Consider the following 21,255-nt stretch of genomic DNA (forward strand, 5'->3'; position numbering starts at 1 on the left):
CGCACTGCACCGCGTTTCGTGCACTGCACCGCGTCTAGTCGGGGTGCAGTGCACGAAACGCGGTGCGGTGCGGTGCGGTGCGCCCACGACCACGCCGGGGACGACGGACGCCCCCGCACACTCGGTGCGGGGGCGTCCGGCGGAACGGCTCGGATCAGGCGAAGGTCGCCGCGTCGATCACGAAGCGGTAGCGCACGTCGGACTTCAGGACGCGGTCGTAGGCCTCGTTGATCTGGTCGGCGTCGATCAGCTCGGTCTCGGGCACGATGCCGTGCTCGGCGCAGAAGTCGAGCATCTCCTGGGTCTCGCGGATGCCGCCGATGGCCGAACCGGCCCAGCTGCGACGCGCCGGGATCAGCGCGAACGCGGGCACCTCGAGCGGCTCGGACGGGGCGCCGACGTTGACGAGCGTGCCGTCGACGGCCAGCAGGCCGAGGTACGCGCCCATGTCGACCTTCGCCGAGACGGTGTTGATGATCAGGTCGAACGAGTTCGCCAGGTCGGTGAAGGTCTGCTCGTCGCTGGTCGCGTAGTGCGCCTTGGCGCCGAAACGCAGCGAGTCCTCCTTCTTCGAGGTGGTCTGCGACAGCACGGTGACGTCGGCGCCGAGTGCGGCGGCGATCTTGACGCCCATGTGGCCGAGGCCGCCCATGCCGACGATGGCGACCTTGGTGCCCTCGGTGACGCCCCAGTGGTGCAGCGGCGAGTACAGCGTGATGCCGGCGCAGAGCAGCGGTGCGACCTTGTCGTAGTCGAGCGACTCGGGCACGCGCAGCACGAAGTCCCCGGTGACGACGACGGCCTGCGAGTAGCCGCCCTGGGTGACGGTGCCGTCGGCCGGGTCGACGCTCGTGTAGGTGCCGGTGTTGCCCTTGGCGCAGTACTGCTCGTCCCCACGCTTGCAGTACTCGCACTCGCCGCACGAGTTGACCATGCAGCCGACGCCGACGCGGTCGCCGACCTCGTACTTGGTGACCTCGGAGCCGACCTCCGAGACGGTGCCGACGATCTCGTGACCGACGACCTGCGGGTACTGGATCTCGCCCCACTCGCCGCGGACGGTGTGGATGTCGCTGTGGCAGATGCCGGCGTAGGCGATGTCGATCATGACGTCCTTCGGGCCGACGTCGCGGCGCTCGATGGTCGTCTTGACGAGGGGCTCGGTGGCGGACGGTGCCGCGTAGGCGTTGACGGTGCGCATGGGTCTCCTGGGGGTGGATTCGGTACGGGGACGAGGGGCGGGTCGGAACGCGGTGCTCGACGACGGGCTCCTCGTCATCGACGCTACGCCCCCGCGCCGATCGTGGGAGGCCCTGGCAGGGCCCCCGACGCGACGGCCCGCAGGAGGCGCGGTGCGCGACCGTCCGGCACCGCGCCTCCTGCGGGTGGTCCGCTCGGGCACCGGTCACCGTGAGACACGCTTCCGGGTGGGAAAGTGCCCTGACTCGCGGCTCGGCTCGCACGGTGCGCGGCGTAGCAAGGAGCGAGACGCAGCACCGGGTGGTCCGGTGCCGGACGAAGGAGTCGACATGGCAAGCGGAGTGGCAACGGTATGGGTGCCCGTGACGGACATGGGGCGGGCGACGGCGTTCTACCGTGACGCGCTCGGCCTCACGGTGAAGGACGAGAGCGACGACTGGACCGAGATCGACGCGAACGGCCTGATGATCGGCCTCAACGGTCGCGAAGAGGCCGCGGCGTCGAGCGAGGGCGGGGCGGTCATCACGTTCCAGCCCGACGGCACCCTCGAGGACGCGCTGGCCGACCTGCAGTCGCGCGGCGCCGACGTGACGGGCACGATCAGCGAGCACCCGTGGGGCCGCATCCTGCCCTTCAAGGACTCCGAGGGCAACGACCTGCAGTTCTACACGCCGCCGACCGACTGACGTCGGGGCCCTCAGGAGGCGCGGTGCCGGTTCGACCGGCACCGCGCCTCCCGCGTGTGGTGGCGCCGCGGCGGGGCCGGTCGCGCCGCGGTCGCGTCGACCCGGCCGCGACCCCCCATGATGTGGGGATGGTCACCGAGATCCTCATCCTGAGCAACCTGCTCGCCGGCCCGCAGCACGGGTACGACATCAAGCGGAACGTGCGGCGCCCGGGCCTCGGCGTGGTCAACAACAACGCCGTCTACACGACGCTGAAGCGCCTGCACGACCGGGGCGCGCTCGACCGTCGCACCGTGGAGACCACGGGTCGCCCGAACCGCCAGGTGTTCTCGCTCACCGACGCGGGCCGCGACCTGCTGATCGGGCGGGTCGCCGACTTCCCCCCCTCCCGCGCCGGCGACGACGAGGAGTTCTACGTCCGGTTCGCGCTGCTGGACCTGGTCGACGAGGCGACGCGGGCGACGATCTTCGCCACGCGCCTCCAGGCCCTCGACGAGCGCATGGCGACGGCCCAGGCCTACCTCGACGCCAGCGACGACGACGCGACGCGCTTCCCCGTCCAGTCGGTCGCGATGTTCCGGCACCTGCTCGACCAGCTGCGCAGCGAGCGGGCCTGGGTCGAGCACTACTCGCGCGACGGCGAGATCGGTGCCCCCAGGGCCCCGTAGAACGGGGGCACCTTTTTTCGTCCGTCCATTGATGACTAGTACCAACTGGACTAGCGTGACCTCGAAGCCACGCGTCAGCCGATCGCGTCACCTCGTCGCCGGCAGCCGACGTCACCGGCGTGGGCCGGCCCGGGCGACGAGGCGCCGTCGGGTCGTCGTGGCAGGGGCGTCACCGGTCGGGCCGGGGTGACCGCGGGGGGTCGCGGGCACTCCGGAGGTGACAGCCTGCAGGAGGAGCGGGGTCGTCTGAACCGACACCGCACCTCCTGCAGGTGAGGCGACCGGCTCAGGCGTCGAAGTCGGTGGCGCGACTGCGCTCCGCCCATGCGTCGACGTCGCGGCGGAGGTCGTCGAGTGCGCCCGTGACGATCTCGACGGCGTCCGAGCCGAGCAGCAGCAGGTACGGGGCCTCGCCCGAGTCGACCGCGTCGACGAGCAGGCGGGCACCGGCGGCGGGGTCGCCGGGTTGGGTGCCGTCCGAGGTGTCGGCCTCGATGCGGCGACGTCCGGCGGTCTCGGCGTAGTCGGCGATGGGCGTGGCGGACTGCGTGAGCGAGCGCCCCGAGAAGTCGGTGCGGAACGAGCCCGGTTCGACGACCGTCGCCGTGATGCCGAGCGGGGCGAGTTCGGTGCGCAGGGCCATGGTCATCTGCTCGATCGCGGCCTTGACGGCGCCGTAGTAGCCCGAGCCGGGGCCCGTGCGGCGGGCGCCGATCGACGACAGGTTGACGATCGTGCCGCTGCGGCGGGCACGCATGCCGGGCAGGACCGCCTTGACGGTGCGGACGCTGCCGTGGAAGTGCGTGTCGAACAGGCGCGCCACGTCGGCGTCGTCGCCCTCCTCGACGGCGGAGCGGTAGCCGTAGCCGGCGTTGTTGACGAGGACGTCGACGCCGCCGAACCGCTCGGTGGCGAGGTGGACGGCCGCGGTCACCTGGTCGGGGTCGGTGACGTCCAGGGCGGTGGCGACGGCGTGGTCGGGGTGGGCGTCGGCGATGTCCTGCACGGCCGAGGCGTCGCGCGCGGTGACGACGACGTCGTGTCCGCGGGCCAGCGCCTCCTCGGCGAAGGCTCGCCCCAACCCCGTGGAGCAGCCGGTGATCAACCAGGTCGACATGTGGTCTCTTCTCTCTCGTGCGTCGCGGTCGCTGACGCGCCGCACCCCAGACAACCAAGGAGGCGCGGTGCCCGTCGGGTCCCGCCGCCCCCTGTCCCAGCAGTACCCCCCTCGCGTCGCTGCCCCGCGTCGCTGCCCCGCGTCGCACCGCCCACTGAACGTCGCACCGCCCACGTGCGCGGTGCGACGTCCAGTCGGGGGTGCGACGTCGGCGCCCGGCTCCCGCCGGGGCGGGGCGGGGCGTGTCGGGGCTGAGGGACCCTGGCGGGGCCTCCCTTCCCCGCCCTCGCCGGCCTAGCGTCGAGAGCGACCCGGCCCGGCCCGGCATGCATCCCGCCGCCGCCCGGAGTCGGCGTCCGGCACCGGACGTCCCGGCCCGACCTCGACACCCACCCCCAGGAGCGCACCCATGTCAGATCAGCCCGTCCAGGTCGGCGGAGGGCGCACCCTCTTCGGCGACTTCGCCCCCAAGCTCGCCGAACTCACCGACGACGTCCTCTTCGCCGACGTCTGGAACCGCCCCGAACTGTCCGCGCGCGACCGCAGCCTCGTCACCGTCGCGGTGCTCACCGCCGGCGGCAACACCGAGCAGCTGCGGTTCCACCTCGGCCGCGCCGTCGAGAACGGCGTCACCCAGGACGAGCTCGTCGAGGCCATCACCCACGTGACGCTCTACGCGGGCTGGCCCCGCGGGATGGCCGCCATGGGCGTCGCCCAGGAGCTCTTCACCGACGACGCAGACGACGACACCGACGAGAAGTGAGGAACCCGTGAAGATCCTGCCCCCGCAACCCACGACCCTTAACCCCGACGAGCAGTTCCCGGGCCAGGTGTGGCTCGACCCCATCGTCACCCCGCAGACCGACGACCAGCGCACGACGGTCGCGAAGGTCCGCTTCGCGCCCGGCGCGCGGACCGCCTGGCACCACCACGCGCGGGGCCAGTTCCTGTACGTCACCCAGGGCGTCGCCCGGTTCGGCACCCGCGACGGAAAGGTCGTCGACGTCCACCCCGGCCAGACGATCTACCTCGCGCCCGGCGAGGAGCACTTCCACGCCGCCGCCGAGGGCAGCTTCATGGAGCACGTCGCCATCCTCGAGGCGGCCGACGACCCGGCGACCACCACGACCTGGCTCGAGCGCATCACCGACGAGGACTACGCCGGCCGGGACGCCGACTGAGGCGCCGAGACCCCGGGAAGTCGCCGAGGAGGCGCAGAGCGATTCGATCCGGCACCGCGCCTCCTCGGGTCGCTCCGTCGCGCGGCCGAGCCGTTCGCGGCCGAACGCTCGTAGGGTCGAGGGATGACGACGACGACGTGGACGACCCTGCAGCTCATCCTCTCCGCCGGAGTGGTCGTGTGCGGCGCGCTGATGACCCGGGGCGATGCCGACGTCCTCGGCGTGCTGATGATCCTCAGCGGGTCGGCCTCGATCGTGGTCGGGCTGCGGGCCATGGCCCTGACCCGCCGTGTCGAGAGGCAGCACGCCGCCCTCGAGGCCGGCGACGCCCCGACGCACGAGCGCTGACGCCACCAGCCCGGACGGCACCACCGACGCCACCGCCACCCCCGACCACCACCGAGCACGAGGCCCCCATGACCGACATCCCCTGGACCACCGGCACCTGGACCACCGAGCCCACCGCCGTCGACGTCGCCGACGACGGCATGCGCGTCACGGCAGCCGAGGGCAGCGACGCCTGGCGCCTCACGTCGTACGGGTTCGTCCACGACACCGAGCACGCCCTGGTCGCCCCGTTGGAGCAGGGCACCGCCATGGAGGTGTCGTTCGTGCTCGACTTCTCGGCCCAGTTCGACCAGGCCGGGATCTTCGTCTCGGTCGACCCCGAGACCTGGGTCAAGGCCGGGGTCGAGCTCAGCGACGGCGAGCAGAGCCTCGGCGCCGTGGTCACGCGGGGCCGGTCCGACTGGTCGCTCTCCCCCGTCGACTGGACCGGCCGCACCGTGACGATCCGAGCCAGCCGCTCCGGAGACGCGCTCACCATCCGGGCCCGGGTCGACGCCGAGCCGTGGCGCCTGGTCCGTGTCGCCCCGCTCTCCCCGGACGCCGCGGCGAGCGCCGGCCCCTTCTGCTGCGCCCCCTCGCGCGCCGACCTCACCGTCCACTTCACCTCGTGGACGACGTCCGCCGCCGACGAGAGCCTGCACCCCGAGGACTGAGCACCCCGCCCGGGGCAGCCCGCGGGCCGCGCCCGACGCCTCGGCCTGGGGACGGCCCCGTGGGCTGGGGACGGCGGAGCCGAGAAGGCGCGGCGACGGTCGGTGACGGGTCGGCCACAGCCGAGGTCCGCCCTTGACAATATTGTTGAGTGCGCTCAGCATTGAGCACACTCGGATGCTTGAGTCGAGACCCCTCGCGCCGAGGACGTCGCGGGCCGCGCGCGCGATCCCACCACCCCAGCCACACCCCCAGCCCCCAGGAGCACCCCCATGCGAGCCTTCGCTTTCGACGCCTACAAGCAGCCCCTGCACGAAATCGACGTGCCCGAGCCGACCGTCGGTGACCACGACGTCCTGATCGCGGTCGCCGCCGCCGGCCTGAACCACCTCGACGCGAAGATCCGCGAGGGCGAGTTCACGCTGATCCTCCCGTACCGGACGCCCCTCATCCTCGGCCACGACGTAGCCGGGACGGTCATCGAGGTCGGCGGCTCGGTCCGCGGCCTGAAGCCCGGCGACGAGGTGTTCGCCCGCCCCCGCGACCACCGGATCGGCACCTTCGCCGAGCGCATCGCCGTCGACGAGGCCGATGTCGCCCTCGCTCCGACCTCGATCAGCACCGTCGAGGCCGCGTCGCTCCCCCTCGTGGCCCTCACCGCCTGGCAGGCCCTCGTCGAACGCGGCGACGTGCAGCCCGGTCAGAAGGTCCTCGTCCACGCGGGTGCCGGTGGGGTCGGTTCGATCGCGATCCAGCTCGCGAAGCACCTCGGCGCGCACGTCGCGACCACCGCCTCCTCGTCGAACGCCGACTTCGTGCGCGAGCTCGGTGCCGACGTCGTGGTCGACCACCGCACCCAGGCCTTCGAGCAGGAGCTGTCCGGCTACGACCTCGTCCTCGACAGCCTGGGCGCCGAGAACCTGGCGAAGTCGCTCCGGGTGCTCCGCCCCGGCGGCATCGCCATCGGCATCCAGGGGCCGCCCACCCCCGCCTTCGCGAAGGACGCCGGACTGAACCCGGTCGTCCGCCTCGCCATCGCGGCCCTCAGCCGCAAGGTGCGTGCCCAGGCGAAGAAGCTCGGTGTCTCGTACGAGTTCCTCTTCATGCGCGCCGACGGCGGCCAGTTGGCCGAGATCGCCGCCCTCGTCGACGCGGGCGCGATCCGCCCGGCCGTCGGCGCGACCCACCCGTTCGCCGAGACGGCGACCGCGCTCGACGACCTCGGGAAGGTCCGCATCCGCGGCAAGGCGGTCGTCACCCTCCCGTGACGGTCGGCACACGGCCGACGTGGCGGGGCACCACGGCCGACGGGACGCGTCAGCGCGGCAGGATCACCTCGAGCTGGCGTCGCACCCCCGCCACGATCTCGTCGTCCGGGACGGACTCGTCGACCGCCGACGACATCGCGAGCATCATCACCGCCGACACGACGTGGGCGAACGCGGCCGCGTCGGAGGGCGTCGCCGAGGTGAGGCGCGCGACGATCCCGGCCACCGCCTCCTCGGTCCGGGCGACGATCGCGAGCGCCTCGGCGTGGTGCGGCTCGGCGGCGTCGCCGAACGCCATCTCGCGCAGGTAGGTGCGGCCGTTCTCGACCTGCGCCCGGTTGCAGTGCACGATCGGCGCGAGCACGGCGACGACCGCGTCCAGCGCGGTCGAGGCAGTCGAGGAGGCGCGGATCCCCTCGTCGAGGGAGCGCGCGTAGGCCGCGTTCTGCGCGAGCAGCAGCAGCTCGCCCTTCGTGCGGGCGTAGAGGAACAGCGTGCCGGCGCCGACGTCGGCCGCCTCGGCGATCTGCTGCGTCGTCACCTCGTCGACCCCGTGTCGGCTGAACAGGTCGGACGCGGCCCGCGTGATGCGCTCGAGCTTCTCCTGCTTGTTGCGCTCGCGCCGGCCGAGCGGCGGGGCTGACGACGTCATTCGGATCTCCCGGAATAGAAACTGACTGAACTCAATTATGACATGAGTCACCTATGGCGACTCGGTCTCGAGCCGCCTCATCCTCGCACCACCCCGGAAGGAACACCCATGACCGACATCACCGGCTCCGTCGTCCTCGTCACCGGAGCGAACGGGGGCATCGGCACCCGTTTCGTCGAGGCCGCCCTCGCCCGCGGCGCCGCGAAGGTCTACGCCACGGCCCGCACCCCGCGCACCTGGGACGACGAGCGCGTCGTGCCCCTCACCCTCGACGTGACCGACCCGGCCTCGATCGCCGCCGTCGTCGAGGCGGCGCCCGACGTCACCGTGCTGGTCAACAACGCCGGTGCGAGCACCCCCACGCCCGGCATCCTCAGCCACACCGACGACGAGATCCGCGCCAACGTCGAGACCAACTTCCTCGGGCCGCTGTTCCTCGCCCGGGCCTATGCGCCACTCCTGTCGGCGCACGGCGGCGGTACGGCCATCATCGACATCCACTCGGCGCTGTCGTGGTTCGCCGTAGCGGGCATCTACTCGGCGACGAAGGCCGCGCTGTGGTCGGCCACGAACTCCCTGCGCCTCGAGCTGCAGCCCGCGGGCGTGCAGGTCGTCGGCGTGCACGTGGGCTACGTCGACACCGCGATGGCCGCGGGCGTCACGGACGCGAAGACCGACCCGGCGACGCTGGTCGCCGACGTGCTCGACGCCCTCGAGGCCGGCGAGCACGAGGTCCTCGCCGACGAGACCTCGCGCCAGGTGAAGGCGGGCCTGTCGGCGCCGCTCGAGGCGCTCTACCCGCAGCTCGCCGCGCGCTGACCGGTGACGTCGAGGAGGCGCGGTGCCGGCCCGACCGGCACCGCGCCTCCTGCGCTCGGTCGCGTCAGCTGTAGCAGGCGCGGTTGATCGCCACGAGGAACGGCCCGTCGACGGTGCCGCCGGCCTCGACGTAGCCGCCGATGACCTCCATCGCGAGGTCGCGGCGCTGCGGGACGCGCTCCTTCTCGGCGGCGGCGAGCCACCCGGGCATCTCGGCGCGCGTGCGGTCGGTGCAGTAGACGGGCGAGCCGGGCTGCTGGCGCCACGACTCGGCGAGGGCCCCGGCGTCGACGGCGTCAAACCCGGTCTGCTCGACGAGCCGCATGGCCACGGCGCGGTCGGCGTCGCGGTCGGCGGCCACGGGGATGGCGACGCGGGAGGGGTCGCCGGGCTCGGTGGCCTTCGCGTCGAACGACTGCGAGATGATCGCGTTCCACGCCTTGGCGATCGGGCGTGCGAACAGCTCGGACAGCCAGACGCTCTCGGGGACGCCCTGCTCGAAGTCGTGCATCGAGCCGTCGCGCATCGGGTAGTAGTTCGACGTGTCGACGACGACCGCGCCCTCGGGGGCCGAGCGGACGTACTCGGCGATGTCGGCGTTGCGGTTCATCGGCACCGAGACGATGAGGACGTCGACGCCCCGGGCGACCTCGGCGGCGTCCACGGCGCGGGCGCCGGTGCGGAGGGCCGCCTCGTCGATCGTCTCGGGGCCGCGCGAGTTGGCGATGGCGACGTCGTGCCCGTGGCGGGCGAGGCGGCGGGCGATGGTGGAACCGATGGAGCCGGCCCCGATGATCCCGATCGTCAGGTGTGCTCGTTCTTCTTCTCGTACGTCAGACATGCCTCCAGCATGAACGTTGCCATCAGTGTGAAGGTCAAGTCGGAGGAGGACTCGTGCGCATCGGTGAACTGTCGACGAGGACGGGCGTCCCGTCGCGGATGCTCCGCTACTACGAAGAGCAAGGCCTCATCACCCCGACCCGACTGGCGAACGGCTACCGCGACTACGACGAGCGCCTCGTCGACCGGGTGGGCAAGATCCGCGGCCTGATCGACGCGGGCATCCCCACGCGCATCGTGACGGACATCCTGCCCTGCCTCGGCCAGCCGCAGACGATCGTCGTCGAGAACGCCGAACCGGGGCTCGTCGAGCTGCTCGAGACCGAGCGCGACCGGATGACCGAGAAGATCGAGTTCCTCACCCACAACCGCGACGCGCTCACGAGTTACCTGGGAGCCCTCGAGGACGCCGGCGTCGAGCGTCCGGAGACCCGGGCCGGGTGATCCGGGCTGCTCGACGCGGGCCGTGCCGGGGTCAGCTGGTCGCCGGCCGGGGTCGGCCGGTCGCAGGCCGGGGTCGGCCGGTGGCAGGGCGGGGTCAGCTGGTCGCAGCCCGGGTCAGCCGGCGGCGGGGCGGGCCAGGATCAGGTTCGTCATGACCTGCGTCATCACGGCCCGGTCGTGCTGGTCGAGGAGTTCGATGCGGGTGCGGACCACTCCCCGGTCGGGACGCGACGCCGAGGGGCGGGCGTCGACGACGGTGAAGCGGGCGCGGAGCACGTCGCCGGGGCGGACGGGCGCCGACCAGCGCAACTCGTCGACGCCGGGCGACGCGACGCTGGCGCCCTGGTTGAGGAAGGACTCCACCATCAGGCGCATCATCATGGCGGTGGTGTGCCAGCCGCTGGCCACGAGTCCGCCGAGGGGAGTCACCGCGGCCCGTTCGGCGTCGACGTGCATGTCGTGCGGATCGAACCGGCGGCCGAAGTCGACGATCTCGTCCGCCGTGACGCGGTACGAGCCGTGCTCCAGCGTGAGGCCGGGCACGTAGTCCTCGAGGAAGCGGTCGGCGAGCCGATGCGCGAAGGGCGAGGTGTCGTCGGCCGCCGCTGCGGCCCCGTCCGGTTCGTAGGGCACGCCTTCACCCTAGGTCGGCCGAGGAGGCGCAGTGTCGGTCGACTGGTCCGCGTACGATTCCGGCATGAGCCGCTTGGACGACATGCCGTTCGCCAGGGTCTATCCCCTGTACGTGGCCAAGGTCGAGCGCAAGGGCCACACGAAGGCCGAGGTCGACGAGGTCGTGACGTGGCTGACCGGTTACGACCAGCAGCAGATCGACCGGCACGTCGCCGACGGCACCACCTTCCGAGACTTCTTCGCCGGCGCCGACCTCAACCCCCGGGCCTCGCTCGTGACGGGCGTCATCTGCGGCGTCCGCATCGAGGCTCTCGACGACGAGCTGACCGCGAACATCCGCCGCCTCGACAAGCTCGTGGACGAGGTCGCGCGCGGCCGCCCGATGGCGAAGGTGCTGAGGGAGGGGTGAGGCGCCGGCTGTGACGCCGAGACCCCAGGAAATCGCCGAGACCCGCACTCGCGAGCAGGGGTCTCGGCGACTTCTTGGGGTCTGAACGCCGAGGAGGCGCGGTGCGGGTCGACCGCTCGGGCGAAGCTCACCGCTGATCATGAGCGTCGTGCGGCGGCTCCGAGGTCGGCGAGACGCCGCAGCCCCTCCTGCGAGGGCGACCCGGGTTCCGCCGTCCAGACGATGGCCGTGTGGCCGCCTCCGGCATCGAGGGCTCCCCAGTCGAGCGTGAGCTCCCCCACGACGGGATGCCGCAACACCTTCGTGCCCGTGCCGCGCGTCGCCACCTCGTGCGCCGTCCAGAGCCCCGCGAACTCGGTGCCGAGGGCGACGAGCTCGGCGATCAGGGCCTGGAGCCGCGGGTCCTCCGGGTCCCGGGCACTGTCCATCCGCAACTGCGCGAGGGCGAGGTCGACCACCCCGAGCCAGTCCGAGTACAGGGTGCGGAGGGCGGGATCGGTGAACAACAGGCGGATGAAGTACCGCTCGCCCTCGGGGACGGCCGAGAAGTCGGTGATGAGGGACGCCGCCATGGGGTTCCACGCGACGATCTCGGTCCGGGGGCCCATGACGAAGACCGGGGTGGCGCCGAGGTCGTCGATCATCCTCAGGACGAAGGGGGCGACTCCCACCGACACACGAGGCGCGTCGTCGGGCAGGACCTTCCCGGCCAGTCCGGCCAGGTAAGCCCGCTCATCCGGGCCGAGTCGGAGGACCCGAGCGAGATCGTCGAGCACGGGCGCCGACGCCGGGAGTCGTCCCTGCTCGAGACGCGTGTAGTAATCCGTGCTGATGGAGGCGGCCCGGGCGACCTCCTCGCGGCGCAGTCCGGGGACGCGTCGGGGGTGCTCGTCGTCCGTCAGACCGAGGTCGTGGGGCTGCAATTCCGCTCGCCGGGCACGGAGGAAGTCGCCGAGCTCTCGCCATTTCGGTTCCGCTGCCATGCGCCGATCCTGCCAGACCTCCGGAGTGACGGCGGGAGCGTCGGTCCTGCCGCGAGCGACGAGCTGGGGGGTCATTTTCCTTCCCCTGTGGAGCGCCGGATGCGAGTGGCAACGTGATCTCACGACACCGGAAGATCCCCTTTCGGTGGCGACAGGAGGACACCATGAAGGCCATCGGCCTCACCGCATTCGGAGGACCGAGCGTCCTCCACCCCGTGGACGTCCCCGAACCCCACGCAGGGCCCGGAGAGGTCCGCATCCGCGTCCGCGCCGCGGCCGTGAACCCGGTCGACACGATCATCCGCTCCGGCGGCTTCGCCGGCAACGACGGCGCCGTCGTCGAACCGGTCGTCCCCGGAACGGACGTCACCGGCGTCGTCGACGAGCTCGGCGACGACCTCGCCACCGACGAGGGCTTGCAGCTCGGTGACGCGGTCATCGGGTTCGTGGTCCCCGAGGGCAGCCACGGTGGCTACAGCGAACACGTCGTCCTCCCGGCGGAATCGGTCACCCGGCTGCCCGGCGACCTCACGTTCGTCGAGGGTGCGTCGTTCCTCTCCAACGCCCTGACCGCCGAGATCACGCTCGAGCACCTCGCTCTCGACCCCGGAGCGACCCTCGCCGTGACCGGTGCCACCGGAGCCGTGGGCGGCTACCTCGTCGAGCTCGCCGTCCGCCGAGGCATCACCGTCATCGCCTCGGCATCCGAGGCGGAAGCGGAACTCGTCCGGGGCTTCGGGGCGACCTACGTCATCGACCGCGGCGAGGACTTCGCCGCCGGAGTCCTGGCCCTGACCGGGGGCCGTGGCGCCGACGCCCTCGCCGACCCGGCGATCGTCGGCGAATCCGTCTTCGGTGCCGTCCGCGACGGAGGACAGGCGGCGTTCTACCTCCCCACCGACAGCACACCCGGTCGCGACGTCCAGGTCTTCTCGTCGTACGTGATGCGGTCCCACCGTCGCCACGACGTCATCAGCGCACTCGCGCAGCTGGCCGACCGAGGTGAGATCGCGACCCGTGTCGCCGGCACGCTCCCCGCGGCCGACGCCTCGACCGCCCACTCCCGGCTCGAGCAGGGCGGCCTCCGCGGCCGTCTGATCCTCGAGTTCTGACCCACCCGATCCCCACTCCCGAACCCAGCTCCAGCACAAGACAAGGACATCCCATGGACATCGCCGCACCCCTCCCCAGCATCGGACAGACCTGGCTCGCCGACCTCGGCCCCGAGACGCCCCTCGGCCACTTCACCGTCGAGATCACCTTCGACACCGAGACCCAGGTCTCGTTCCTGGTCACGGGCGGTGCCATCGAGGGCCGTCACGAGACGATGGAGTACACCACCACGAAGGTCCGCGACGGTCTGCACGTCGTCCGCTGGACCGAGCCCGACTCGGGCGACCACGTCACCCACATCGAGGACTACACGAACGGCGCCTGCATGGCGAGCTCCGTCATCGGTGGCGAGTTCGTCCAGCTGCACGGCACCTGGACCCGCGTCCGCTGACCCCGGCCGGCCCCGGCACCGGTTCCGATGCCTCCGCCGACCACGGGTGCCGAGGCAGGGAGGCCCTGAGCGGGCCTCCCTGCCTCGTGGCGCCCCGCCTACCGTCGACCCCGACTCGACACCCCTGAGAGGAACACCATGAAGGCAACAGTCATGTACGGCGCCGGCGACGTCCGCGTCGAAGACGTCCCCGACCCCGTCGTCCAGAAGCCCACCGAGGCCCTGATCCGTGTCACCTACGCCTGCGTCTGCGGCTCGGACCTGCACCCGTACCACGACCTCGGCGACACCCCCGAGGGCCGCCGCATGGGCCACGAGGCCATCGGCGTCGTCGAAGAGATCGGTGACGACGTCCGCACCCTCTCCGTCGGTGACACCGTCATCGTGCCCTTCGCCTGGTCGGACGGCACCTGCCCGTTCTGCCGTGACGGCATCACCACCTCGTGCGTGCACGGCGGCTTCTTCGACGGTGCACCCTCGGCGACCCAGGCCGAGAAGCTCATCGTCCCCGAGGCCGACGGTACCGCCGTCAAGGTCCCTGCCGGCACGGACGAGGCACTCATGCCGAGCCTCTTGACCCTGTCCGACGTCTACCTCACGGGCTACCACGCCGCGGTGCAGGGGCAGGTCGGCCCGGGCAAGACGGTCACCGTGATCGGCGACGGCGCCGTCGGTCTCTCCGCTGTCCTCGCCTCGAAGCAGCTCGGTGCCGAGACGATCATCCTGATGGGCCGCCACACCGCCCGCACCGACCTCGGTCGCGAGTTCGGCGCCACCCACGTCGTCGCCGAACGCGGTGACGAGGGTGTCGCGAAGGTCATGGAGATCACCGGCGGCGAGGGCTCGCACGTCGTCCTCGAGGCCGTCGGTCACATGCCCGCCTACGAGCAGGCCTACGGCATCGTCCGTCCCGGCGGCACCATCAGCCGCGTGGGCGTGCCCCAATACGAGGAGGCGCCGGTCGGCTTCACCTCGCTGTTCGGCAAGAACGCGACCCTGACCGGTGGCCCCGCCACGGTGCGCGCCTACCTCGAGGCCGCCATCCCGCAGGTGCTCGACGGCACCATCGACCCGGGCCGGGTGTTCGACCGCGAGCTGCCCCTGTCGGAGATCGCCGAGGGCTACCGCCTGATGGACTCCCGCGAGGCACTCAAGGTTCTCATCCGCCCGTGACGACCGAGGAGGCGCCTGTCCAGCGAGCGGGCGCCTCCTCCTCCCCGGAGACGACCGGTCCGGCCGCTCCACCCCTCCCCCCTCCCCTCGAGCTCAGAAGGAGTCTCACGATGCCCACCTTCGACCCAGCCACCCTGGCCGCCATCGGCGGTACCGACGACCTGCACGTCTCTCCCTTGCGGGACGACGGCGTGACCCACGGCACCCCCACCTGGATCTGGTCCGTGGTCGTCGACGACGCGCTCTTCGTCCGCGCCTACAACGGGACCTCGTCCCGGTGGTATCGAGCCGCGATGAAGCAGGGAGCAGGACGCATCCGCGCCGCGGGCGACGAACACGACGTCACGTTCGAGGCCGCTGCGGGGGTCGCCGACGACCTGGTCGACGCCGCGTACGAGGCGAAGTACCACGGCAGCCCGTACCTGCCTCCCATGCTCACCGCGAAGACCGTCGCGGCGACGGTGAAGATCAGTCCGCGCTGAGCGTCGCTACGACACCGGTTCGACGAAGGGGCTCCGCACGATCTGCGGAGCCCCTTCGCCGCCGTCGGTGGTCACGTCGGCACGACGCGCGCCCGTTCAACAGAGCAGGGCGTCGCGTCGCATGCCGTGCCGCAGACAGGAGAGACCGCCATCCGGGCACGGATGGCGGTCTCCCCGGTCGCATCTGCGGGTTAGCTGGTCCTCGCCGCATTCTTGTGAAGCGATCCCCGAAGGGCGAACCACACCAGTGGCCCGACAACGGGGGCCACGACGACCACGATGAGCCAGATGGTCATCATCTGTGCCGACATCGCCTTGTCGCGAACGATGGAGACGATGGCACTGACGAGGAGAACCAAGCCAGCCAAGAGGACTACGGACCAGAAAAGGTCGAGTGGTGCGAGTCCGAACATGAAGTTCTCCTTCTTCCTAACTTACGTTCTCTTTTAGGCGCGGGCGACGGATGCCCCACCGGTGGTCGTCCGCAGGTCGAGCCAGAACGGGGTGTTGCCTCATCCCCCGGCAGACAGGTTGAACTGGTGACGGATGTCGCGGCCGTTGTTTCGTGAGAACGCGATCTCATTCGAGACGGCCAGCACGGTGACGACCTTGTTGGAATTCGCGATGAGCTGCGACTTAGACGACGTCGGGGTGATCTGGTAATTCGCGTTGAAACTGTTACTTAACGTGACACCGTGGTCGTAGACGTGGCAGCTCTGCGCGTAGCGAACGCCTCCATTGTTACCGAAGACAGAGTTGCTGACGCCCTGGGCTTGAGTGGAGACTCCACCCGTCTTGGGTGGCAGCACGACATTGCTCTTGGCGGTTCCGTCCAAGAACGGCTTCGCCTGAGCGATCATGGCCTGCAGTTCGGCGGGACTAGCTTGGCGCCCCTGCTCAATGCCCATCTCGGTGTAGGAACCGTCTGCGTAGACGTCCTTCGTCACCTTGTAGTCGCCCTGCTGCTTCGTGGTCGACGACACCGCAGCCTTGCCAGACGCGGCGTCCCACAGCTCGCCGTCTGTGACTTTCTGCAACAACTCGGCCTGCTGCGCCGGAGCGATGTCGGAAGCTGTGAGAGACGACTTCGTCTTCTCGAGTTCGACCTGGCTCACACCCGCCGGGGCGGCGATCGCCGGCGCTCCCATCAACGTGGTCCCCAAAACGCAAACTGCTGCCGCAACACTGAGGCCTACCATCTGCTTCTTCATGCAATTCCCCCTCTAACTGTGCGTCGAAGTCCCAAACATACAAAGAGGTCTGCTTTTTCAACCCCGCTCGAGATGTTGCATCTGCTGCACTTTCTTCCCCTTGCCGTTGAGGAGGTGAGCATCGATGATGCCCAGGGCCGAGCCGATCAGGGCGCCCCGGGGAACGCGTTGCGCCGCCCGTACACCGTCAGCGCGAACGCCACGACCCCGAACCCGATCATCAGCACCGGCAGCACGAGCCCGTCCGCCACGGTCAGCAGGGCCGCCCCGACGATCCCGGCGAAGAAGATCGCGACGTTGAACGCCACGGGCAGGAAGGCGTTCGCGACGTCGGCGTTGTCGCCCCCGGCCGTCGTCAGAGCCGCCTGCAGCTGGGCCGACGCCCCGCCGAACGTGATGCCCCAGAGCACCGCGGCGACGATCACGGCCGGCACCGACGCGTGGCCGACGAGCAGGATCACACCCGCGACGACGAACACGGCGACGCTGCCGTGCAGCAGCGCCCGCGGGTATCGATCGAGCAGCGCCCCGGTGACGACGATCCCGCCGATCGAGGCGATGCCGTAGATCAGCAGCGTGACGTCGACGCCCAGCCCCGACCCACCAGCCCGCAGGTACGGCGAGACGTACGTGTAGATCGTGTTGTGCGCCAGCATCCACGCGGCGATGACGGCGAGGATCACGGCGATCCCCGGGATGCGGAACACCCGCCCGAGCGAGAGCCGTGCCCCCGCGGGTGCCGGTGCCGCGTCGGGGACGATGCTCGCCACGAGCGCGAAGACGACGACCCCGAGCAGGGTCAGCCCGCCGAACGACCAGCGCCAGTCGAAGGTCATCCCGAGCCACGAACCCAGCGGCGTCCCGAACGCGAACCCGACGGGCGCACCCGCCGAGACGATCGCGAGCGACAGTCCGGCACGGTCGGGCGGGCTGATCCGGCGTCCGTAGGCCGCGAGCATGCCCCAGATCACACCCGAGAACGCGCCGGCCACGAACCGCGACACCAGCGCCAGCGCGATGACGGGCGAGAGCGCCGTCACCGTGTTCGCGACGACCAGGCCGGTGATCGCGATCAGGAGGAGCGGCTTGCGACGCATCCCCCGGGTGAGCGTGATGGCCGGCACGGTCGCGACCACGGTGCCGAGGGCGTAGGCGCTGATGAGCAGTCCCACGGCACCCTCGCTCGTGTCGAGGCCGTCCGCGATGACGGGCAGCAGGCCCGCCGGCATCGTCTCCATCGCGACGAGGATGAACCCCATCGTCGCCAGGACGACCAGCGAGAACACCGGCAGCCGCTCGACGGGGCCTCCGGCGACGGAGGCGCGGTGAGCGCGGGTGGGGACGGGCGCTGTCGACATGGTGAGGTCCTTTCGGGCGCGGGGAGGCGCCTCCTGGGGGTGAGCCCAGTGGTGCGGGAGCAAGAAGGAGGCGCGGGTCAGGTGACCGGGTCGGCGGACCGGGCACGTTCGACGACGTCCTCGGTCGCCGCCCACGAGGCGAGGAGGCGCAGCCCCTCGTCGGACGCGGAGCCCGGGACGGCCGTGTAGACGGTGAGCGAGTGCCCGGGCGTGTCCTGGAGTTCCATCACCTGGAAGTCCAGCTCGAGCAGGCCGACGACCGGGTGCCGGAACTCTTTCGCGCCGGTGTAGTGGCGGCGGACGTCGTGGGCGGCCCAGCGGGCGCGGAACTCGTCGCTGCGGATGGACAGCTCGCCGACGAGGGCGGTGATGCCGGGGTCGTGGGGGTTGCGGCCGGCGTCGCGTCGGAGGATGGCGACGTTGACGGCGGCCGCGCGCTCCCAGTCGGGGTAGAAGTCGTGGGCGCCGGGGTCGAGGAAGATGTAGCGCGAGTGGTTGGCGGGGCGCAGGGTGCTGCGGTACATGTCGGAGTACAGGGCGAAGCCGAGGGCGTTGGCGGCGACGAGGTCCATGCGGGTGTTGGTGACCATGGCGACGGCGCCGGTCATGGCGTCGAGCATGTGTTGCACCGGGGACTGGGCGATCTTCTGTCCGCTGGTGACCGCGGGCTTGCGGCGGGAGGGGACGGAGGCGCGGGCGAGGTCGTAGAGGTGGTCGGTTTCGGCCTGGTCCAGGCCGAGGGCGCGGGCGATGGCGTCGAGGACGCTGTCGGAGACGCCGCCGAGGTTGCCGCGTTCGAGTCGGGTGTAGTAGTCGACGCTGACGCCGGCGAGGCGGGCGACCTCGTCGCGGCGGAGCCCGGGGACGCGTCGCTGGCCGCCGGCGCTGACGACGCCGGCCTGTTCGGGCGAGAGGCGTGCGCGGCGGGTGGCGAGGAAGTCGCGGACCTCGGCTCGGTTGTCCATGCCTCCGACCCTACGGACGGTGGTTCCGGGCAACCAGGCCCTGTCGGGGCCAGGTTCGGCGGGGCCTGGCACGGCGCCGAGGTGGAGGTCGTGACGCTCGCTCAGTACCTCGGTAGGGTCGTGGCACCAGCACCACTCGACGACGGGGGACCGAGATGACTGACGGACGCGACCAGAACAGCCAGCAGGGCCAGCACGGGCAGCAGGGGCAGCAGTACGGCGGGCAGCAGTACGGGGGTCAGCAGTACGGGGGCGCGCCGCAGGCGCCTGGGGCGGGGCCCGACGGAGGCGCGGTCCAGCGCCCGTCGCGGGGGTTCGAGATCGCCGGTTTCGTGCTGTCGTTCTTCGGCTTCCTGGCGATCGCGGGCCTCATCATGAGCACGATCTCGTTCCGCCGTCTCGGCCGCGCCGGTCAGCCCCGAGGCCTCTCGCTCGCCGGCATCATCATCTCGATCGTGGTGCTGCTGCTCACCATCGCCGGCATCATCGCGGCCATCGTCGGCGCCTCGACCCTCCTCGAGACCTGCGCGGACCTCGGCCCGGGCACCCACGTCGTCGACGGCGTCACCTACACCTGCAGCTGAGCTGCGCGGGCCTTTGCTCTCGACAGGTCAGCGCACTCCGGTGATCCCGCCGTCCCGCGGGGTGCCCCAAGAGCGGACAAAAGCCCCAAGATCCTCAGAATATTGAAGGTTCTCGGGGCTTTTGCTTTGTGGCGGTACCGGTGGGATTTGAACCCATTGCCCATACCAGGCCGGGCCGTCTGACTTCTTTCGATGCCTGTATTTATGCGGAAGTAGCTCCTGCTTTGGTACAGGTCATCCCACCTACTTCCAGGTAAGCGTGCACCAAATTGCACCACGGCGGCTACTGCAGCTGTTCGGCGCGGTGGCGGCTGAGGGCCTCGGTGACATTGTCGAGATCGTCCGGGAACAACGCTGCGTAGGTGTCGAGCGTGACCTTCGCCGACTTGTGGCCAAGCATCCGCTGCACGACCTTGACGTTGGCGCCCGCGCTGATCGCGAGGGATGCGGCGGTATGGCGAAGGTCGTGGGGAGTGACGCGTCGAAACTCGGGGTCCTCCGCCAGTCGTCGCTTTACCGCACCGGCGAACCATCCCTGGTGCGCATGGCCAGGCCGAAGCAACCCGCCATCGTCACCGACCCACAGTCGGTCATCGGGGCGTTTGTCAGCAGTCGCTTTGGCCACAGCTTCATCGAGGAAGTCGGGGTAGCCGACTGAGCGGCGCTCGTGGGACTTGACGCCGCCGAGGACGTGCCGGCCGTTCACTTCGGCGACCGCCTCGCGGATGTTCACTCGGCGCCGAACCCTGTCGATGTTGCGCACCTTCACCGCAGTCGCCTCTCCCCATCTGAGTCCCGTGTACGCCAGGAACCTCACCAGGTCCGGGTATCGCGACGTGACAGCGAGGTCCTCGACCTGAGCGTGCGTCAGGAACACTTCGTCTGGAATGGGCTTCTTCTTGATCGCCAGCCCGCGAGCAGGATTCTTCGTGACTCGGTTGTCTTCGATCGCGTCGTCGAAGATCCCAGCAAGAAGGTCCCGCGCTCGTGCAACAGTTGTGTGAGACCGCTTTTCCCCGAGCTCGGTGAGCCACCCTTGAACGTCGCGCCGCGTGACCCGCCCGACTGCGTAGCCGCCCCATTTCGGCTCTACGTGCGTCCGCCAAGCGCTCTCTACGGAGTGGAAGCTCGCTTCCGTGAGCTTCGCCCGATGACGGCTGAGCCAGTCCGGACCCAGCTCGCCGATAGTCGCACGCGCGTCAGCCCGGTCGACGTAGTCGCCCTTGAGCTTCGACACCTCCACCGTGGCGAAGCGTGCTTCTGCATCCCGTTTGAGCTTGAACCCGCGTTCGTGACCACGAGTGCCGTCTGGCTTCGTGTACCCATCCTCGTAGCGCACACCGAGCGTCTTGGTCTTGTACGACTTGACAGTTCCCATGACCCTCCGCGTGGGTACCGATTCACGTACCCAGTTGTGAGCCTAGGGGACGAACCGGAGGGATCAGGACGGACGTGCAAATAGTTGCGGGTGGGGTGCCGGTCATCCGGTAACGTCTCGTTCTAAGTCCGAATGACATGAAAGGGACCAGAGCCTTCCGGCTCGACGAGTGGATACGCCAAGCAACCGCTAACGGGTTCGGCTAACCAGGTCCCCTCGGAAGTTTCAAAACTTTCGAGGAACCTCCATGTCATCTACATCCGCAGAACGATGAAGAGCGATCGATCACGCTCGACCGGATGCGGCAGACAATCAGCGCCATGCAGCACCAGACGCCCCTGAGTAAGCGCGTCTAGTTCCTAGCCGCGGCATCCCGATTGACGCTCTGCCAGTACCGGGCCCGCTGGAACCGGATTCGGTACAACCACCGCCGAAGAACGATGCGGCGGACAAAAAAGCGTGCCACAAGAGTGCCCCAGCTTTCCCAAACGACGGCGGCCGGCACCGCCCCCTGGCTGCCGGCAACCATGATGAAGAACGCGATCCCCGAATGAAACACGAGCGCGAACCACCACAGCGCGGCGACGAGTCGGAACATGATTTGAGCGTACGACGTCGCACCGTCGTGGCGCGGGTATCGGTCGCCAAGTTAGTTTGCCGTGGTGGGGTTTGTCCGTGACGCGGCGGTCGTAGATGAGCCG

At 70.3% G+C, this 21,255-nt stretch carries 26 protein-coding genes and 1 pseudogene; 15 read left to right on the forward strand and 12 right to left on the reverse strand.

What is annotated here, in order from left to right; genetic code table 11:
• Nucleotides 1-154 precede the first annotated feature (154 nt).
• Nucleotides 155-1,201, reverse strand: coding sequence for an NAD(P)-dependent alcohol dehydrogenase (locus EDF21_RS11405; RefSeq protein WP_123571407.1), 1,047 nt, complete (start codon nucleotides 1,199-1,201; stop codon nucleotides 155-157).
• Nucleotides 1,202-1,529: 328 nt separating this feature from the next.
• Here EDF21_RS11405 and EDF21_RS11410 point away from each other — a divergent pair, with 328 nt between their 5' ends.
• On the forward strand, nucleotides 1,530-1,886 hold the full coding sequence (locus EDF21_RS11410) for a VOC family protein (protein WP_123571408.1): 357 nt from the start codon (nucleotides 1,530-1,532) through the stop codon (nucleotides 1,884-1,886).
• A 128-nt stretch (nucleotides 1,887-2,014) separates the two neighbouring features.
• On the forward strand, nucleotides 2,015-2,554 hold the full coding sequence (locus tag EDF21_RS11415; RefSeq protein WP_123571409.1) for a PadR family transcriptional regulator: 540 nt from the start codon (nucleotides 2,015-2,017) through the stop codon (nucleotides 2,552-2,554).
• Between the two features lie 286 nt (nucleotides 2,555-2,840).
• Here EDF21_RS11415 and EDF21_RS11420 read toward each other — a convergent pair whose 3' ends face one another.
• Nucleotides 2,841-3,671, reverse strand: a complete 831-nt coding sequence (locus tag EDF21_RS11420; RefSeq protein ID WP_123571410.1) for an oxidoreductase — start codon at nucleotides 3,669-3,671, stop codon at nucleotides 2,841-2,843.
• A 409-nt stretch (nucleotides 3,672-4,080) separates the two neighbouring features.
• On the opposite strand from EDF21_RS11420, the gene EDF21_RS11425 reads away from it, so the two are divergent.
• From EDF21_RS11425 to EDF21_RS11445, 5 genes are all read left to right on the forward strand, one after another.
• A complete protein-coding gene (locus tag EDF21_RS11425; RefSeq protein WP_056043982.1) occupies nucleotides 4,081-4,434 on the forward strand; it encodes a carboxymuconolactone decarboxylase family protein in 354 nt (117 codons plus the stop codon).
• A gap of 7 nt (nucleotides 4,435-4,441) precedes the next feature.
• Nucleotides 4,442-4,852 (forward strand): cupin domain-containing protein, encoded by a 411-nt coding sequence (locus tag EDF21_RS11430; protein ID WP_123571411.1) that lies wholly within the window; start codon nucleotides 4,442-4,444, stop codon nucleotides 4,850-4,852.
• Between the two features lie 123 nt (nucleotides 4,853-4,975).
• On the forward strand, nucleotides 4,976-5,200 hold the full coding sequence (locus EDF21_RS11435; protein WP_056043988.1) for a hypothetical protein: 225 nt from the start codon (nucleotides 4,976-4,978) through the stop codon (nucleotides 5,198-5,200).
• Nucleotides 5,201-5,268: 68 nt separating this feature from the next.
• Nucleotides 5,269-5,853 carry a DUF1349 domain-containing protein gene (locus EDF21_RS11440; RefSeq protein WP_123571412.1) on the forward strand — a complete coding sequence of 195 codons (585 nt, stop codon included), beginning with the start codon at nucleotides 5,269-5,271 and terminating at the stop codon, nucleotides 5,851-5,853.
• Nucleotides 5,854-6,123: 270 nt separating this feature from the next.
• Nucleotides 6,124-7,119 (forward strand): NADP-dependent oxidoreductase, encoded by a 996-nt coding sequence (locus tag EDF21_RS11445; protein WP_123571413.1) that lies wholly within the window; start codon nucleotides 6,124-6,126, stop codon nucleotides 7,117-7,119.
• 49 nt (nucleotides 7,120-7,168) lie between these two features.
• Here EDF21_RS11445 and EDF21_RS11450 read toward each other — a convergent pair whose 3' ends face one another.
• Nucleotides 7,169-7,771 (reverse strand): TetR/AcrR family transcriptional regulator, encoded by a 603-nt coding sequence (locus tag EDF21_RS11450; RefSeq protein ID WP_123571414.1) that lies wholly within the window; start codon nucleotides 7,769-7,771, stop codon nucleotides 7,169-7,171.
• Between the two features lie 108 nt (nucleotides 7,772-7,879).
• On the opposite strand from EDF21_RS11450, the gene EDF21_RS11455 reads away from it, so the two are divergent.
• The gene (locus EDF21_RS11455) at nucleotides 7,880-8,590 is read left to right on the forward strand and encodes an SDR family oxidoreductase (RefSeq protein WP_123571415.1); all 711 of its coding nucleotides are present in this window, start codon (nucleotides 7,880-7,882) and stop codon (nucleotides 8,588-8,590) included.
• A 64-nt stretch (nucleotides 8,591-8,654) separates the two neighbouring features.
• Here the strand turns inward: EDF21_RS11455 and EDF21_RS11460 are convergent.
• Nucleotides 8,655-9,440: pseudogene (locus EDF21_RS11460) on the reverse strand (NADPH-dependent F420 reductase); the annotation flags it as partial.
• Nucleotides 9,441-9,484: 44 nt separating this feature from the next.
• Here EDF21_RS11460 and EDF21_RS11465 point away from each other — a divergent pair.
• Nucleotides 9,485-9,874 carry a MerR family transcriptional regulator gene (locus tag EDF21_RS11465; protein ID WP_123571417.1) on the forward strand — a complete coding sequence of 130 codons (390 nt, stop codon included), beginning with the start codon at nucleotides 9,485-9,487 and terminating at the stop codon, nucleotides 9,872-9,874.
• Nucleotides 9,875-9,988: 114 nt separating this feature from the next.
• Here the strand turns inward: EDF21_RS11465 and EDF21_RS11470 are convergent, their stop codons facing one another.
• Entirely contained in the window at nucleotides 9,989-10,507 is a 519-nt protein-coding gene (locus EDF21_RS11470; RefSeq protein WP_123571418.1) for a MaoC family dehydratase, read from the reverse strand.
• A gap of 64 nt (nucleotides 10,508-10,571) precedes the next feature.
• Between EDF21_RS11470 and EDF21_RS11475 the strand changes: the two genes are divergently transcribed.
• Nucleotides 10,572-10,916 carry a DUF2200 domain-containing protein gene (locus EDF21_RS11475; protein WP_123571503.1) on the forward strand — a complete coding sequence of 115 codons (345 nt, stop codon included), beginning with the start codon at nucleotides 10,572-10,574 and terminating at the stop codon, nucleotides 10,914-10,916.
• A 137-nt stretch (nucleotides 10,917-11,053) separates the two neighbouring features.
• Here the strand turns inward: EDF21_RS11475 and EDF21_RS11480 are convergent, their stop codons facing one another.
• The gene (locus EDF21_RS11480) at nucleotides 11,054-11,899 is read right to left on the reverse strand and encodes a helix-turn-helix transcriptional regulator (protein WP_123571504.1); all 846 of its coding nucleotides are present in this window, start codon (nucleotides 11,897-11,899) and stop codon (nucleotides 11,054-11,056) included.
• 164 nt (nucleotides 11,900-12,063) lie between these two features.
• Here EDF21_RS11480 and EDF21_RS11485 point away from each other — a divergent pair, with 164 nt between their 5' ends.
• The 4 genes from EDF21_RS11485 to EDF21_RS11500 all read left to right on the forward strand — a co-directional run bounded on the left by EDF21_RS11485 (nucleotide 12,064) and on the right by EDF21_RS11500 (nucleotide 15,058).
• Entirely contained in the window at nucleotides 12,064-13,011 is a 948-nt protein-coding gene (locus EDF21_RS11485) for an NADP-dependent oxidoreductase (protein ID WP_123571419.1), read from the forward strand.
• A 53-nt stretch (nucleotides 13,012-13,064) separates the two neighbouring features.
• A complete protein-coding gene (locus EDF21_RS11490) occupies nucleotides 13,065-13,403 on the forward strand; it encodes a hypothetical protein (RefSeq protein WP_123571420.1) in 339 nt (112 codons plus the stop codon).
• A 138-nt stretch (nucleotides 13,404-13,541) separates the two neighbouring features.
• Nucleotides 13,542-14,576: an alcohol dehydrogenase catalytic domain-containing protein gene (locus EDF21_RS11495; RefSeq protein ID WP_123571421.1), complete on the forward strand. Its 1,035-nt coding sequence runs from the start codon at nucleotides 13,542-13,544 to the stop codon at nucleotides 14,574-14,576.
• Nucleotides 14,577-14,686: 110 nt separating this feature from the next.
• On the forward strand, nucleotides 14,687-15,058 hold the full coding sequence (locus EDF21_RS11500; RefSeq protein WP_056228190.1) for a DUF2255 family protein: 372 nt from the start codon (nucleotides 14,687-14,689) through the stop codon (nucleotides 15,056-15,058).
• A 191-nt stretch (nucleotides 15,059-15,249) separates the two neighbouring features.
• Here the strand turns inward: EDF21_RS11500 and EDF21_RS11505 are convergent, their stop codons facing one another.
• The 4 genes from EDF21_RS11505 to EDF21_RS11520 form a co-directional block, all read right to left on the reverse strand.
• Nucleotides 15,250-15,471 (reverse strand): PLDc N-terminal domain-containing protein, encoded by a 222-nt coding sequence (locus EDF21_RS11505; protein ID WP_043594607.1) that lies wholly within the window; start codon nucleotides 15,469-15,471, stop codon nucleotides 15,250-15,252.
• 99 nt (nucleotides 15,472-15,570) lie between these two features.
• Entirely contained in the window at nucleotides 15,571-16,269 is a 699-nt protein-coding gene (locus tag EDF21_RS11510; RefSeq protein WP_123571422.1) for a hypothetical protein, read from the reverse strand.
• A gap of 146 nt (nucleotides 16,270-16,415) precedes the next feature.
• Nucleotides 16,416-17,627 carry an MFS transporter gene (locus tag EDF21_RS11515; RefSeq protein ID WP_123571423.1) on the reverse strand — a complete coding sequence of 404 codons (1,212 nt, stop codon included), beginning with the start codon at nucleotides 17,625-17,627 and terminating at the stop codon, nucleotides 16,416-16,418.
• A 77-nt stretch (nucleotides 17,628-17,704) separates the two neighbouring features.
• Nucleotides 17,705-18,592 (reverse strand): helix-turn-helix transcriptional regulator, encoded by an 888-nt coding sequence (locus EDF21_RS11520; protein ID WP_123571424.1) that lies wholly within the window; start codon nucleotides 18,590-18,592, stop codon nucleotides 17,705-17,707.
• Nucleotides 18,593-18,747: 155 nt separating this feature from the next.
• Between EDF21_RS11520 and EDF21_RS11525 the strand changes: the two genes are divergently transcribed.
• Nucleotides 18,748-19,176: a hypothetical protein gene (locus tag EDF21_RS11525; RefSeq protein WP_123571425.1), complete on the forward strand. Its 429-nt coding sequence runs from the start codon at nucleotides 18,748-18,750 to the stop codon at nucleotides 19,174-19,176.
• Between the two features lie 283 nt (nucleotides 19,177-19,459).
• On the opposite strand, the gene EDF21_RS11530 is transcribed toward EDF21_RS11525, so the two are convergent.
• Complete coding sequence (locus EDF21_RS11530; protein WP_123571426.1) at nucleotides 19,460-20,554, reverse strand: site-specific integrase; 1,095 nt, start codon at nucleotides 20,552-20,554, stop codon at nucleotides 19,460-19,462.
• Nucleotides 20,555-20,906: 352 nt separating this feature from the next.
• Complete coding sequence (locus tag EDF21_RS11535; RefSeq protein ID WP_123571427.1) at nucleotides 20,907-21,152, reverse strand: hypothetical protein; 246 nt, start codon at nucleotides 21,150-21,152, stop codon at nucleotides 20,907-20,909.
• Nucleotides 21,153-21,255: the final 103 nt, after the last annotated feature.

The organism is Frigoribacterium sp. PhB118, from assembly GCF_003751725.1.
Classification (GTDB): Bacteria; Actinomycetota; Actinomycetes; order Actinomycetales; family Microbacteriaceae; genus Frigoribacterium.

Bases quoted from the DNA above. Each gene is read 5' to 3' on its own strand.
- EDF21_RS11455 (WP_123571415.1), top strand. From the start codon at position 7,880: ATGACCGACATCACCGGCTCCGTCGTCCTCGTCACCGGAGCGAACGGG.
- EDF21_RS11535 (WP_123571427.1), bottom strand. From the start codon at position 21,152: ATGTTCCGACTCGTCGCCGCGCTGTGGTGGTTCGCGCTCGTGTTTCAT.
- EDF21_RS11525 (WP_123571425.1), top strand. From the start codon at position 18,748: ATGACTGACGGACGCGACCAGAACAGCCAGCAGGGCCAGCACGGGCAG.
- EDF21_RS11505 (WP_043594607.1), bottom strand. From the start codon at position 15,471: ATGTTCGGACTCGCACCACTCGACCTTTTCTGGTCCGTAGTCCTCTTG.
- EDF21_RS11495 (WP_123571421.1), top strand. From the start codon at position 13,542: ATGAAGGCAACAGTCATGTACGGCGCCGGCGACGTCCGCGTCGAAGAC.
- EDF21_RS11515 (WP_123571423.1), bottom strand. From the start codon at position 17,627: ATGTCGACAGCGCCCGTCCCCACCCGCGCTCACCGCGCCTCCGTCGCC.
- EDF21_RS11420 (WP_123571410.1), bottom strand. From the start codon at position 3,671: ATGTCGACCTGGTTGATCACCGGCTGCTCCACGGGGTTGGGGCGAGCC.
- EDF21_RS11510 (WP_123571422.1), bottom strand. From the start codon at position 16,269: ATGAAGAAGCAGATGGTAGGCCTCAGTGTTGCGGCAGCAGTTTGCGTT.
- EDF21_RS11500 (WP_056228190.1), top strand. From the start codon at position 14,687: ATGCCCACCTTCGACCCAGCCACCCTGGCCGCCATCGGCGGTACCGAC.
- EDF21_RS11405 (WP_123571407.1), bottom strand. From the start codon at position 1,201: ATGCGCACCGTCAACGCCTACGCGGCACCGTCCGCCACCGAGCCCCTC.
- EDF21_RS11415 (WP_123571409.1), top strand. From the start codon at position 2,015: ATGGTCACCGAGATCCTCATCCTGAGCAACCTGCTCGCCGGCCCGCAG.
- EDF21_RS11450 (WP_123571414.1), bottom strand. From the start codon at position 7,771: ATGACGTCGTCAGCCCCGCCGCTCGGCCGGCGCGAGCGCAACAAGCAG.
- EDF21_RS11530 (WP_123571426.1), bottom strand. From the start codon at position 20,554: ATGGGAACTGTCAAGTCGTACAAGACCAAGACGCTCGGTGTGCGCTAC.
- EDF21_RS11475 (WP_123571503.1), top strand. From the start codon at position 10,572: ATGAGCCGCTTGGACGACATGCCGTTCGCCAGGGTCTATCCCCTGTAC.
- EDF21_RS11410 (WP_123571408.1), top strand. From the start codon at position 1,530: ATGGCAAGCGGAGTGGCAACGGTATGGGTGCCCGTGACGGACATGGGG.
- EDF21_RS11445 (WP_123571413.1), top strand. From the start codon at position 6,124: ATGCGAGCCTTCGCTTTCGACGCCTACAAGCAGCCCCTGCACGAAATC.
- EDF21_RS11485 (WP_123571419.1), top strand. From the start codon at position 12,064: ATGAAGGCCATCGGCCTCACCGCATTCGGAGGACCGAGCGTCCTCCAC.
- EDF21_RS11425 (WP_056043982.1), top strand. From the start codon at position 4,081: ATGTCAGATCAGCCCGTCCAGGTCGGCGGAGGGCGCACCCTCTTCGGC.
- EDF21_RS11480 (WP_123571504.1), bottom strand. From the start codon at position 11,899: ATGGCAGCGGAACCGAAATGGCGAGAGCTCGGCGACTTCCTCCGTGCC.
- EDF21_RS11440 (WP_123571412.1), top strand. From the start codon at position 5,269: ATGACCGACATCCCCTGGACCACCGGCACCTGGACCACCGAGCCCACC.
- EDF21_RS11520 (WP_123571424.1), bottom strand. From the start codon at position 18,592: ATGGACAACCGAGCCGAGGTCCGCGACTTCCTCGCCACCCGCCGCGCA.
- EDF21_RS11435 (WP_056043988.1), top strand. From the start codon at position 4,976: ATGACGACGACGACGTGGACGACCCTGCAGCTCATCCTCTCCGCCGGA.
- EDF21_RS11490 (WP_123571420.1), top strand. From the start codon at position 13,065: ATGGACATCGCCGCACCCCTCCCCAGCATCGGACAGACCTGGCTCGCC.